The sequence below is a fragment of the Polaribacter sp. Asnod1-A03 genome, assembly GCF_045063585.1.
In the GTDB taxonomy this organism is placed as follows: domain Bacteria; phylum Bacteroidota; class Bacteroidia; order Flavobacteriales; family Flavobacteriaceae; genus Polaribacter.
In genome coordinates this window covers 3,426,091-3,439,726 of sequence record NZ_JBEFOE010000009.1, presented here as the reverse complement: position 1 = coordinate 3,439,726, position 13,636 = coordinate 3,426,091, and the positions used below count along the sequence as shown (strand labels likewise).

The following is a 13,636-nucleotide window of genomic DNA, read 5'->3' as shown; positions in this document are numbered from 1 at the left end:
TAATACTCCTTTTTTGTGTGCGCACACAAATATAATGAAATAATAAATGTGTGCGCACACGAATAGTTTAATTTTATTACATTGCGTAAAAAAAAGCTTATCAATTTTTAATATGATTACAATAAAAGATATCGCTAGAGAGGCCAATGTTTCTGAAGGCACTGTAGATAGAGTAATACACAATAGAGGTGGTGTTTCTAAAAAAACAGCTACTAAAGTTCAACAAATTTTAGCACATCATAATTTTACTGTAAACCCTGTTGCAAGTGCATTGGCAACAAAAAACAAATATACTATTGCGGTATTAATCCCAGAACACAATCAACAAGATTTATTTTGGAAGTCTCCGTATTTAGGAATTTTAAAAGCTACTTCGGACGTTAAAAATCTAGGTATTCAAGTTGATACTTTTAAGTTTAATCAATACGATGCTTCTTCTTATTCGAAAACTTTTAGGTTATTATTAGAAAGCAAACCTACTACGGTAATATTAGTACCTAATTTCTTTAAAGAAACAACTGATATCGTGAATAAATTAGAAGACTTAAAAATTCCTTATCTTTTTTTAAATGTTGATATAAAAGGGTTTAATAATATTTCTTTTGTTGGACAAGACTCTTACACTGCAGGTTACATTTCGGGTAAATTAATGTGCTTTAACACTCCTAAATATTCGGAGTTTTTAATTATTCAATCAAAAGAAAATTTTACTAGAAATAATGCTGTTTCAGATAGAGTTGAAGGCTTTAAAAACTATTTTATCAAAAATAAAATAGACTCAAAAACAACAGTTTTAAAAATAGAAAACATAGATGATACAGAACATAGGAAAGAAATCATCAATTCTTATTTAGAAACTCACCCAGAAATAAAAGGGATTTTTGTTCCTTTTAGTAGAGTTTACATGATTGCTAATTGTTTAAACTCGAAAAATTTAGATAAAATTGAATTGATTGGTTTTGATAATACTCCACAAAATATTGACTGCTTATTGAACGATTCTGTTTCTTTTTTAATATCACAAAAACCATTTGATCAAGGTTATGAAGCAGTAAAATTATTATCTGATTTTTTAATACAAAAAAAAGTTTCTAATGATAAATTTTATTTACCAATAGATATTCTTATCAAAGAAAATGTAATATACAATAGAAAAAATGAATTTACGGAAGCTTAATTAGCCTCAATAATTTTTATCAAATCTAAAGGATGCTTTAACATATGTACAGCTCCGGCTTTTATCAATTCTTTTTCATCTCTAAAACCCCATGTTACACCAACTGGTAACATATTTGCATTCTTAGCCACTAAAATATCTACATCTGTATCTCCAACAAAAATAGTTTCTTCTGGTTTTACATTTAAAGTTTCGCAAATTTGCAAAGCAACCTTAGGGTTTGGTTTTTTAAGCGCCTCTTCTTTTAATCCTAAAACGGGATGTAAATAATCTGGCAATAAAACAGAAGCAACTTTTTTGGTTAATGTATCTTCTTTATTAGAGAGTATACAAAGTTGTAAATTTTTAGCTTTTAATTGTTCTAACAACTCTAAAGCACCTGCGTAAGGCACTGTTTTATTTATGCAACATTCACGGTAAACTTGCATCATCTCTTTTAAACACTCCTCTACTTCTTCCTTTTGTGGGCTTTCTGAAGGAAGTGCTTTAACAACTAAACTTCTTACTCCGCTACCTACAAAAGTTTTATAGGTTCTATAATCGTAAATAGGATAATTACGTTTTTCTAAAACAACATTCATAGCATCTGCAATGTCTTTTATAGAATTTACAAGCGTACCATCTAAATCAAAAACAACAGCTTTATATTTCATTCGTTTTTTTGATAAAATTACTAATAAAAGATACTTTGAATCAAAAATTAGTAAATAATTTTGCGAAAAAAATTAGATAAAAAATCCCTCTTTCGAGGGATTTAAATATTGATAACACAAATTATTAACATTAAAAAAACAGTATTATCAATAAACTATCAATCCAAATATTTTATTTTGACCCTCCTAAAAATTTAGGCTTAATTACTAACATAGCCCAAGCCCAACTTTGAGAACCTGCAGCCGCATCTTCTGTAATTCCCTTTAATTCATACATTCCATCAGAAGCAAACATTTGAGAATATCCAAGAACTAAAGCATATCCTTTAAATTGCTTTTTGTACACTAAATCTAATTCTGTTCCTAAAGATTTTTCTCCACTTGCTAACGCTTGCTCACCACTAAAATTTAATGCTTTTACTAATAAACTAGATGATTTACTTAATGTAAAATTAGCACTTGCATGTACATCTACTAAACCAACAGAATTTGCATGATTACCTACATAAAAATAATCCATAAATCCATTAAATTTATGATTTGTACCATATAAAGGGAAAAAAGCTGCACTATCATCTTTTGCTCCACTAATACTTTCTAAACCTAACCCTAACCCTACTTTAGAAGATGCTTTATAACTAAAATCTAAACTGAATAAAGAAGCTCCACTAACTTCTGTACCACCTTGTCTTTCTCCTGTTTGTAAGTAAATATTTGCGGCAGCACCAAAATTTCCTTTTTTATAATTTAAGTGTGTTCCTAAAGTTAATAAGTTATTTACTCCATCAGGGTTACTTGCATCATCATAAGCCTGAAAACCATTATTCAACAATAATAAACTCCCTTTAAAGCTATCCCATCCTTGAGATAAATGTAGCATTTGCATTGTTTTGTATGAGAAAAAACCTGTTGTAGCGTATTCTGTTCCAGTAGAAATAAAACCGGTTGGATTAGAGTAATCTTGATTAAATGCCAAAGCAAAGTCTAAGGCAAACTTGTTCTTTTTATATTTTAATAATGCCGCATCATGATTACGGCCTTGTTGCGCCCAATCTAGACCTCCTAAAATTCTTTGATCATCATAAGCAAATACCTGACGACCTAATTTAGTAGACCATCCTTCTCCTAAATCTAATTCTGCCCAAGCTTGATATACAGCAAATGTATTGTTTTGATCATAAGGCAATAATTGTCTGTTTTCCCCCCAAACCATTACATCTTGTAAACTAATAAACACCTTATATGCATCTGTTTTAAAACCTGCATTTAATCTTGCTCTTGTAGAAATTCCAAATCCTGCATCTGCATCATCTGCAATTAGATTTCCAAAACCACTTCTTAACTCTGTACGTGGTCTAAACTCTGCATCTAATGTAAATTGTGCTTTTGTTATTTGAAAACTTACTAATAATAGCCCTAAAATTATATACTCTTTTTTCATTGTTGTGTTGTTTTTTAAAAATGTTGTGTTGTTTTTGGTTGTTATTTAATGCTCTAAAAAGTCTATTAAATGCTTTCTATACTTATAATAATCATCGTGTTCTAAAACAGATTTTCTTGTTCTTGGTCTTTTAAAATCAATATCTAAAATATCTCCTATTTTTGCTTTTGGTCCACTTGTCATCATTACTACTCTGTCTGCTAAAAAAATAGCTTCATCAACATCATGCGTAATCATAACTGCGGTAATTTTTTCTTTATTCCAGATTTCTATTAAGATATCTTGCAATTCTCCCCTCGTTAAAGAATCTAACATTCCAAAAGGCTCGTCTAATAATAAAACTTTGGGTTTTATAGCAAATGCTCTTGCAATACCAACTCTTTGTTGCATTCCTTGCGATAGTTCGCTTGCTTTTTTATGAAAAGCATCTTCTAGACCTACTTTTTGTAAATAGTATTTTGCAATATCATTTCTTTGTGCTTTTGTGGCATGAGGAAAAACTTGATTTACCCCTAATAGTACATTTTGTAAAGAAGTCATCCAAGGCATTAAACTTGGCGATTGAAAAATAACTCCTCTATCTGGTCCTGGGCCTTTAATCGGTTTACCTAGTACAGATATGCTTCCATCAGAAATAGGATTTAAACCTGCAATCATAGAAAGCATTGTCGTTTTACCACAACCAGAATGCCCAATAATAGTGACAAATTCTTCTTTACGTATTTGAAGATTTAAGTGTTCTAAAACTACATAATCTCCTTTTGGTGTTGGATATATTTTTTTAAGATCTTTTAAATCTAACATTACTTCATTAGAAGGAAAAGAAGTATTTTCTATCACCTTTTTTGTGATTTTATGTTCTGTTATAATGCTCATCTTTATCCTAATTTTAATTATTTAACAAAATCTTTTGGTGTTAATTCTGGCAACACAAACTCTTCTTTTGATTCAGATTTACGCTCATCTCCAATATCCATTAAATACTCTATAATTGCATTTCTGGTTTTTTTAAAGTTTGGATTATCGTTCATTTCCGTTTTATCTCTCGGACGCTCTAAATCGATTTTAAACTCTGGACCTAATGTTGCATTTGGCCCTGGACGTAAAGGAATAATTCTATCCGCCATATAAATACCTTCATCAACATCGTTTGTAATTAACAAAGCCGTTCTTTTGTCTTTCCCCCAAATATTTAAGATTTGATCTTGCAGATTACCACGAGTTAAAGCATCTAAAGCACCAAGAGGTTCATCCATAATAATCATATCTGGTTTCATTGCCAAAGCTCTTGCAACTGCAACACGTTGACGCATTCCGCCTGATAATTCTTTAGGTAATTTATGAATAGCTGGTGTTAAACTTACCATGTCTATATAATGAGCTGCTTTACGTTTCCAAACAGATTTTTCTCGTTTTGGAAAAGCCTCTTTAACTGCCATTAATACATTTTGTTCTACAGTTAACCAAGGTAATAATGAGTAATTTTGAAAAATAACACCACGCTCATGGCTTGTACCTACAACAGGTTCTCCTTTAAATAAAACCTCGCCACTTGTTGGTTTTTCTAATCCGTTAATCAAGTTCACTAACGTTGTTTTTCCACTTCCTGTAAAACCTACAATAGCAACAAATTCTCCTTCTTCTATCTTTAAATTGATGTTAGACAACACTTCTGTTTCCCCGTCTGCCTGATGATAACTTTTACAAATATTATTTAGTTCTAAGTATGCCATTTTCTTCAGTTTTTAATTGGTTATTAAATAGCATCTGTTTTGTCAAAAGACACCCAATTTTGTATCATCAACATCAATCTATCTAACAAGAAACCAATGATACCAATCACAAACATGGCAACAATAATTTTTGCATTAGAATCGTTTGCTCCATTTTGGAATTCCTCCCAAACAAACAACCCTAAACCAGGGCTCTGTGCCAAAAGTTCAATTGCAATTAAAACCATCCAAGCTACTGATAATGTTATTTTTAATCCTGTAAAAATTAAAGGCAAAGATGAAGGAAGTACCACTTTAAAAATCTTTTGAAAAGTTCCTAATTTTAAAACTTTTGCAACATTTATATAATCTTTATCAACTGTAGAAACTCCCATTGCTGTATTAACCAAAGTTGCCCACATAGAACAAAAACCGACACTTATAAATGAAATGGTAAATGAACTATCTTCGTTAGAGTCTATTAATAATGTTTTTACAATCATAAAAACTAATAAATACCAAACCACAGGAGATACTGGTTTAAAAATTTGAATAAACCAATTAAATGCACTTTTTAAAGTAGGACTTAATCCTATAAATACACCTAAAGGAACCGCTATTAATAATGCTAATAAGAAACCTGCAAATACCGTTTGTAAACTTCTAAATATTTGATCTACAAAAGAAGGTCTTCCAGTATATACAATTGCATCTTTTCCTTCGGAAATTCTTTTTTCATTTAAAGCTGCTGTTTTTTCTGCAAAAGCAGCTTTATCTGCACTAATAATATTATGATCTCTTAATAAAGATTGAAAAGAATCCCAAACTTGACTAGGAGAAGGCAATGTATTTGGTTGGCAACTAGATTCGCCAGAAGCAATACATGTTTTTAATGCAGCTGCTGCAGCTTGACCTTGATCTTGTAAAGCTTTTTCTATTTTAAAATTAGCTTCAATATTGTATAAAGATTTTGCTCCTAAATGCCACAAACCAATAAATAATAAAATGGAAGCAAGTGGCACTATTGTCTTGCGTAAAAAGTTTTTTAATTCTTCTTTTTCTAGCTTTCCGGTAAACAGATCTTTTAATGTTGTAATAAAACCTAATCCTATAAAATTAGAAACTTTACCTAGTGTTAAACTTGCTTTCATAATCGTATTTTCTGGTATTATTATTTTTTATCTTTGTTTCCTATTTTAAAACTATTGATGTATCCTAAAGGATCTTTTGCATCATATGTTGTTCCATCAATAAAATCTGCTGTTGCTGGTTTGTAACCATCTGTATCAGGAACATCTGTTGCAGGAATATTACCTTCTTCAACTAAAAGTGCAGCTGCTTTTTTCCAGATATCTGGTCTATAAATATCTTTAATTGTTGATGCATACCAATCTGCTGGCTTTGCTTCAGGAATTTGTCCCCATCTTCTCATTTGAGTTAAAAACCAAATTCCATCAGAATAAAAAGGATATGTAGCATTGTATTTATAGAATACGTTAAAGTCTTCCATTTCACGTTTATCACCTTTTTCAAATTCAAAAGTACCCGTCATAGAATTTGCTAAAACCTCTTCTGGTGCCCCAACATATTGAGACATTGATAATATTTTTACCGCTTCTTTTCTGTTTTCTGGCTTATCTAACCATTTACCAGCTCTAATTAATGCTTTTGTAACTGCAACTGCTGTATTTGGGTTTTCTTCGATAAATTTCTCTGTCATTACAAATACTTTTTCAGGATTGTTTTTCCAGATATCGTAGTTGGTAACTACAGGAACTCCAATTCCTTTAAAAACTGCTTGCTGATTCCAAGGCTCACCAACACAGTAACCAAAAATAGTACCTGCTTCTAACGTTGCTGGCATTTGTGGCGGAGGTGTTACAGATAATAAAACCTCTGCATCAATTTGTCCTTGTACATTTTCTTTGGTGTACATTCCTGGATGAATACCTGCTGCTGCTAACCAATATCTAATTTCATAATTATGTGTAGATACAGGAAAAACCATTCCCATTTTAAATGCTTTTCCGGCATTTTTATATTCTGTAATTACTGGTTTTAATGCATCTGCTTTTATGGGATGAACTGGCTTTCCGTCTCCATCTTTTGGCACATTTGGCTTCATTTTAGACCAAACATCATTAGAAACTGTGATTCCGTTTCCATTTAAATCCATAGAAAAAGGAGTTACTAATTTTGCTTGACGACCAAAACCTGCACCAGCAGCAATTGGCTGACCTGCTAACATATGAGAACCATCTAATTGACCATCGATAACTCTGTCTAAAACATTTTTCCAATTAGATTGTGCTTCTACAGAAACAAATAATCCTTCGTCTTCAAAAAAGCCTTTTTCTTTAGCAATTGCCAAAGGAGCCATGTCTGTTAATTTAATAAACCCAAAAGTTAATTGTGGTTTTTCTATATCTAACTGTTTTGTCTTAGTAATTTTAGCTTCTAAAGTAGTCGCTTTTTTAGTTTCTTTACCTCCACAAGCAAATAATAACATTGCTGCTGGTAAGATGTAGGTTGATTTTTTAAATAGAGATTTCATATTGTGTAAGTTTTATTAATCTACGTATTAATACTTATTTTTTAACAAATATATACCTAGACTTTATTTTAATTCATGACATCACACACATTTAAACATCTTTTTACAACATATAAAAAACTATTAAAAAACATATAAAAATAACAACAAACACTAAAACAACTAATTACACTATAAAAATTAACTAAGTAAAATACATAAGTATTTATTTTTTACATTAATTTTTCTACGTAAAAAGGCCTTTTAATTATAAAAATTAAAAGGCCAATCGTTCAAATAATAAAAAAAAGTGATTTTTTATGAATCTAAGTAAAAATTATGTTCGCTTATTTCGTTTTTTAAATTCCGAAGATTTGTAATTCCTATTTTTTTTCCTTGTGATAAAATTAAACCCTCTTTTTTAAGGAGTGAAAAAATTCTAATTACTTGCTCTTCTGTTGTACCTGCATAATCTGCATATTCTTTTCTACTTAATGGTAGGTTTAAAAACCCACGTAATTCTCCAAATTTTCTATGAATATATAATAATGTATCAATAACACGTTCACGAACTGTCATTTGAGAAATTGACTTTACTTTCGATTCGCTTTTGTTTAATTCGTTTGCGTAAAAAAGCATCATATCGTATCCAAATTTTGGATTTTCTAACAATGCTTCTTGCATAACATCTTTAGATATATAACATAAAATAGTATCTTTTAAAGCGATTGCTCCAATAGAATAATACTCTTCTGTACCAAAACCTCTATGACCAATAATCTCGCCTTCTTTTGCAAAACGCACAATTTGCTCGCGCCCATTAATACCTGTTCTAAAAACTTTTACAACTCCTTCTAAAATAAAAAACAAGCCATTTACTGCAGCACCTTCAATTATAAATTGCTGTCCTTTTTTACATTTTAAAGTTTTCTTTCTTTCAACAAAAGTTGGATTGACAATATTGTTTAAATTTTTTTTTATCAAACAAGACATATTACCACAAGAAGCACAAGAAAAATCTGTTATTATTTTTCTTGAATTATTTATTGATATGTTTTGATTTAAAATCAATTATTTTGGTTGATTATTTTACTAAAACTACTTTTTCAAAACTTGTTTTTGGTGCTTCACAAAGCGAACATTCATAAGTTTCTGGCAAATCATTAAAAAAAGTTTCTGGCGCAATATTTTGAGTAATATCACCAAAAGCTTCATCATAAATTGTTAAACAATCTTTACATTGATATACTTCTAACTCTGTGGTTTCTTTTTCTGTTTCAATTTCTTTTTCCGTTTCTCTTTCACTTCCCAATTGATCAAAATACAACTGACTTAATTCCATTAGCAAACCAGGTAACTCCACTTTATCTATATCTTGCACGTGCATAACATACTGTCTTGTATTAGGATCGAAGTTTTTAGCATACAACAAATTATACGTATCTCTTGTTTGAAAATTACCAATCATTTCTGGTTGTTTATTTTTTTCTACAACAATAGATGTAAAATAATAAGCAGATTTACTATAATCTGTAATTCCGAAAGTTAAACCATACGTACTTATATCATTTTGATCAAAATTAGAAACTAAGTATTTTTTTAAGTTGAATGCGTCTTTGTTTGCCACAGGAATGTGCCAATTTAACTCTAACATAGAGTGACGAACATTGATACCTCTTTTTCCTAAAAATTTTTCCCAAACAATTTTAGACTCTCTAGGAATTCCTTTTACGATAAAAGATTTCCAAGGTGTAATAGAAATTTTACCAATTTTGTTTTCTGAGCATAATTCGCACATTTCTTTTAAGAAAGAAATATCATACTGATTGTTTCTCCAATACAAACCTAACCAGTATTTATCCATTCCTATTTTATTCATTCCTTCAAAATAAGGAAAAGGATAAAAAGGCACATCTAACACTTTATCTACAGTTCTATTATCTGTATCAATTGCATCGTTTACCAATTCAAAGATAGTTTCTATTGTTTCTGGTTCTTCTTGAAGTATGTTTTCAATTGTGTTTTCAATTTTATCTAAATCCCAAGTATAAATTAACGCAGGATACATTTGTATGTTTTGCCAACCCGGAAGCCTTATATACAAATACCAATAATCTTCATGTTCTGAAGCAACAAAGTTTATATGCCCAGTAAATAAAGGCACTAAACGTTGTTTTGGATCTGTAATATTTATTTTTAATTTTGATTTGGAACGGAATTGCTCTAAAATATACAAATATCTATCACCTGTTAACCAAGAGGTACTCGGAAAAATATCTGCACAAACATAAGAGGATACAATATTTTCTACCCCAACCTCATCCGCATCTACAACTACCAATTTTTCAAACTGAGTTAAAGCACCTTTTTTCATCTCTTTAGGCAAAATAATATCTTGCCTAGAACCAAAAGAAATGGTTTGTAAACCTAAACTTTCTAAAGATTCACAAATGTATTTCAATTCTCCTGGAGATAAAACACCTCCTTTTACAATAATTCTATTTAACTGCTTGCTCATACTCCTACTTTTGCGTTATTTAAAATTTCTCTCACTTCAGTTTTACAACTTCCACAACCTAAACCCGCACCTGTTTTATTACATAATTCTGTAAAATCTGTGCATCCACCAGTAATTGCTTCTTCTATATTACCAGCACCAACTTGACTGCAAGAACAAACCAACTCACCCAACATTGGCACGTCGTTAGAAGACCCTCTTAATAAAGTTTCTCGTTTGTCAGACATTTCAATTTTACTTTCTATTAAAGTTTTAAATTCTGCAAACTCGTTTTTATCACCTACTAAAACTGCACCAATTAACAAATCGTCTTTTACAATACATTTCTTATAATATCCTTTAGAAATATCTGTAAATATAATTTCTTCGTAACTCGAATTGTTTTCTGGCACTTTAATCTCTCCAATACTACACAGGTTTAAATCGCTGAATTTTAATATATTCATTAACACAGAACCTTTATAAGCTTCGCTGATATCTCCAGCAATAAAATTTGCCAAAATACCAGCTTGTTCTTCTGCCGCAGAAGTAATACCAAATAATCTATTATTAAATTCTGCTATTTCACCTATTGCAAAAATATCTGGATGAGAAGATTGTAAATGCTGATTTACCTTTACACCTCGTCCACAAAGTATTCCGTTATTTTTAGCAATTTCTATATTTGGTCTGGTACCAATTGCATACACAATTGCATTTGCTGTAATGTATTTTCCAGATTTTAAGTTGATGGTTAATTCACCCGTATCTTCATCATCAAAAACGGTACTTACTTCATTATCAAAATAAATTTGAATACCTCTTTCTTGTACATTTAAAGACAATAATTTGCTAGAAATTTTATCTAACTGACGCTCCATTAATCTAGATGCACGCTGAATGATTGTAATTTTTACATTCTTATGCTTCATTGCCGCGGCTAACTCTAAGCCCAACAAACCGCCACCAACAATTACAACATGTTGTTCTTCTGGAGGCAAACCAGTATCATCTAAGTAATTTTTAAAACGATCTGCATCGCTTTTATTACGCATGGTAAAACGACCCGGTAATTCTATTTGCACATCCTTCGGAATGAAAGGTCTACTACCTGTTGCTAAAATTAATTTATCAAACGAATGCGTTTCTCCGTTAGAATCTGTAACAACTTTTACTTCTTTATCAATTTTATTGATAATTGTTTCTGGGTGAATTTTTATATTTAAATTCTTTAATTCAACATTTTTTATTTTCAATAATTGCTCCCAAGAAAGTTCTTCTGTAATATATTCTGGCAATAAAACTCGATTATAAAATAAGTTGGTTTCTTTAGAAAAAACATGAATTTCATCAACTTGATTATAATCTCTATAATTTTGTAAAAAACGAAAAGCGGCGGCTCCTGCTCCTGCAATTATAATTTTTTCTTTGGGTTTTTTATATTTTGAAACCGCAACTGTTGTAAATTTAAAATCTGGCTCTTTAGAAACTGGATCTACATGTGTATTGGTTAAATTATTGGCTCTATTTAAATTACTTTGTAAAACTTTACCCCAATGCATTGGCAAGAAAACAATACCTTCTTTAATAGCATCTGTAATTTTTGCACGCACTCTTACAACTCCATTTGCACTTTTTATTTCGGTAACATCACCATCTTTAATTCCTTTTAAATATGCATTTACCGGATTAATTTCTAAAACTGGTTTTGGATAATGCGTTTTTAATCTTGATACTTTACCCGTTTTGGTCATAGTATGCCACTGATCTCTAACACGACCTGTTGTTAAAATCAACGGAAATTCGCCACTTGTTTTTACCGAAGTATTTTCTATCGTTGACGGAACATTAAAAATTGCTTTTTGTGATGGAGTGTAAAATTTTTTATCTTCAAAAAGACGCGGAGTTCCTTTACTTCTATATTCATTTACTGGCCATTGAAAAGTTCCTTCTGTTTTTAATCTTTCATAATTTAAAAAAGAAACATCAATATTTGTGCCTTTAGTCATCGATGCATATTCATCGTAAATTTCTTCTGCTCCGTTATAATCAAAACCTCTAAAGCCCATTCTTTGTGCAAAATCACAAAAAATTTCTACATCTGGTCTTGCTTCTCCTGGCGCTTCAATTTCTTTGGGTAAATAAGAAATCCTACGTTCAGAATTTGTCATTGTTCCTTCTTTCTCTAACCAAGCTGCTGCTGGTAAAACTAAATCAGCATAATTTAAAGTATCCGATTTATGAGAGATTTCTTGCACAACCACAAACTTAGATTTTGCCATTGCTTTTTCTATTTGATGAGAATTTGGCATACTTACCAAAGGATTTGTACAAGCAATCCAAACTGCTTTTAACTTTCCGCTTTCTAAAGCATCAAACATTTCTGTTGCCGTTAATCCTGGTTTAGCCGATATTTTATCAACTCCCCAAAATTGCGCAACTTCTCTTCTATGTTCTTCGTTTCCTAGGTCCTTATGAACCGCTAATAAATTTGCCATTCCACCAACTTCTCGTCCACCCATTGCATTTGGCTGACCTGTTAAAGAAAATGGACCTGATCCCGGTTTACCAACTTGCCCAGTAATTAAAGATAAATTTAAAAGAGATACATTTTTATCTGTACCCACAACGCTTTGGTTTAAACCCATTGCCCACATACTGATAAATCCTTTAGAAAGACCAATCATTTCTGCAGCTTTTTCAATATCATCTTCTGGCACTCCACAAATTTTAGAAGCTTGCTTTAGAGTAGTATCAAAAATAATTTTCTTATAACCATCAAAACCTTGTGTATATTTATTGATAAAATCCTCATCAATTAATCCTTTTTTATACAAACGCCTCCCAATTGCATTGTATAAAACAACATCTGTACCCGGTTTTAACTGCAAGTGCAAATCTGCAAAATTTGCAGAATCTGTTTTACGAGGATCAATTACTATAATTTTTACATTCGGATTTTCTTCTTTGCATTTTTCTATTCTTCTAAATAAAATAGGATGACACCAAGCCGGATTTGCACCTGTAATTAAAAAACAATCTGCCAATTCTATATCTTCATACGAAATTGGTACACTATCTTCTCCAAATGTTTTTTTGTAACCAACCACAGCAGAACTCATACATAAACGTGAGTTGGTATCTATATTATTGGTTCCTAAAAACCCTTTTGTTAGTTTATTGGCAATGTAATATTCTTCGGTTAAACTCTGGCCAGAAACATAAAATGCTACAGCATCTGGACCATGTTTTTTGATAATTGATTTAAAAACGTTAGCAGCTCTATCTAAAGCCGTATCCCAAGAAACTCTTTCTCTAGGATGCGAACGAGACCAACGCATTTCTGGATATAAAATTCTGTCTGAAGTATCATTGGCAACATAATGCAAATTCATCCCTTTAGAACACAACATTCCTTTATTAACCGGATGCTCTTTATCTCCTTCAACAAAAACCTTGTTGTTAATGTCTTTTTTTACGATAATTCCACAACCAACTCCACAATAAGAACACGTTGTTTTTATTTCATTTTTAATCATTTAGACAAGGTTTTATACTAAATTCGACATTAATTTTTACTAAACAAAATTTGTTATTTATTATTCTGAATCCTTTTAAAAATG

The 13,636-nt window shown here is 30.9% G+C and carries 10 protein-coding genes; 1 reads left to right on the top strand and 9 read right to left on the bottom strand.

The features are described 5' to 3' along the window. Nucleotides 1-112: 112 nt before the first annotated feature. Entirely contained in the window at nucleotides 113-1,177 is a 1,065-nt protein-coding gene (locus ACJJVY_RS15395; RefSeq protein WP_405610810.1) for a substrate-binding domain-containing protein, read from the top strand. On the opposite strand, the gene ACJJVY_RS15390 is transcribed toward ACJJVY_RS15395, so the two are convergent. The 9 genes from ACJJVY_RS15390 to ACJJVY_RS15350 all read right to left on the bottom strand — a co-directional run bounded on the left by ACJJVY_RS15390 (nucleotide 1,174) and on the right by ACJJVY_RS15350 (nucleotide 13,552). Continuing rightward, nucleotides 1,174-1,830 carry an HAD family hydrolase gene (locus tag ACJJVY_RS15390; RefSeq protein ID WP_405610807.1) on the bottom strand — a complete coding sequence of 219 codons (657 nt, stop codon included), beginning with the start codon at nucleotides 1,828-1,830 and terminating at the stop codon, nucleotides 1,174-1,176. The two genes, ACJJVY_RS15395 and ACJJVY_RS15390, sit on opposite strands and share 4 nt — an antisense overlap. 172 nt (nucleotides 1,831-2,002) lie before the next feature. Further along, entirely contained in the window at nucleotides 2,003-3,271 is a 1,269-nt protein-coding gene (locus ACJJVY_RS15385; protein ID WP_405610804.1) for an alginate export family protein, read from the bottom strand. Between the two features lie 45 nt (nucleotides 3,272-3,316). Further along, nucleotides 3,317-4,147, bottom strand: coding sequence for an ABC transporter ATP-binding protein (locus ACJJVY_RS15380; RefSeq protein WP_405610801.1), 831 nt, complete (start codon nucleotides 4,145-4,147; stop codon nucleotides 3,317-3,319). A gap of 17 nt (nucleotides 4,148-4,164) precedes the next feature. Then, nucleotides 4,165-5,004: an ABC transporter ATP-binding protein gene (locus tag ACJJVY_RS15375; protein ID WP_405610798.1), complete on the bottom strand. Its 840-nt coding sequence runs from the start codon at nucleotides 5,002-5,004 to the stop codon at nucleotides 4,165-4,167. Nucleotides 5,005-5,027: 23 nt separating this feature from the next. After that, a complete protein-coding gene (locus ACJJVY_RS15370) occupies nucleotides 5,028-6,134 on the bottom strand; it encodes an ABC transporter permease (protein WP_405610795.1) in 1,107 nt (368 codons plus the stop codon). A 20-nt stretch (nucleotides 6,135-6,154) separates the two neighbouring features. Continuing rightward, nucleotides 6,155-7,537 (bottom strand): CmpA/NrtA family ABC transporter substrate-binding protein, encoded by a 1,383-nt coding sequence (locus tag ACJJVY_RS15365; RefSeq protein WP_405610792.1) that lies wholly within the window; start codon nucleotides 7,535-7,537, stop codon nucleotides 6,155-6,157. Between the two features lie 297 nt (nucleotides 7,538-7,834). Further along, nucleotides 7,835-8,587: a Crp/Fnr family transcriptional regulator gene (locus ACJJVY_RS15360; RefSeq protein ID WP_405610789.1), complete on the bottom strand. Its 753-nt coding sequence runs from the start codon at nucleotides 8,585-8,587 to the stop codon at nucleotides 7,835-7,837. Between the two features lie 13 nt (nucleotides 8,588-8,600). Further along, complete coding sequence (locus ACJJVY_RS15355; RefSeq protein ID WP_405610786.1) at nucleotides 8,601-10,034, bottom strand: rubredoxin; 1,434 nt, start codon at nucleotides 10,032-10,034, stop codon at nucleotides 8,601-8,603. Next, on the bottom strand, nucleotides 10,031-13,552 hold the full coding sequence (locus ACJJVY_RS15350) for a molybdopterin-dependent oxidoreductase (protein ID WP_405610783.1): 3,522 nt from the start codon (nucleotides 13,550-13,552) through the stop codon (nucleotides 10,031-10,033). The genes ACJJVY_RS15355 and ACJJVY_RS15350 overlap by 4 nt, the downstream gene beginning before the upstream one ends. Nucleotides 13,553-13,636: the final 84 nt, after the last annotated feature.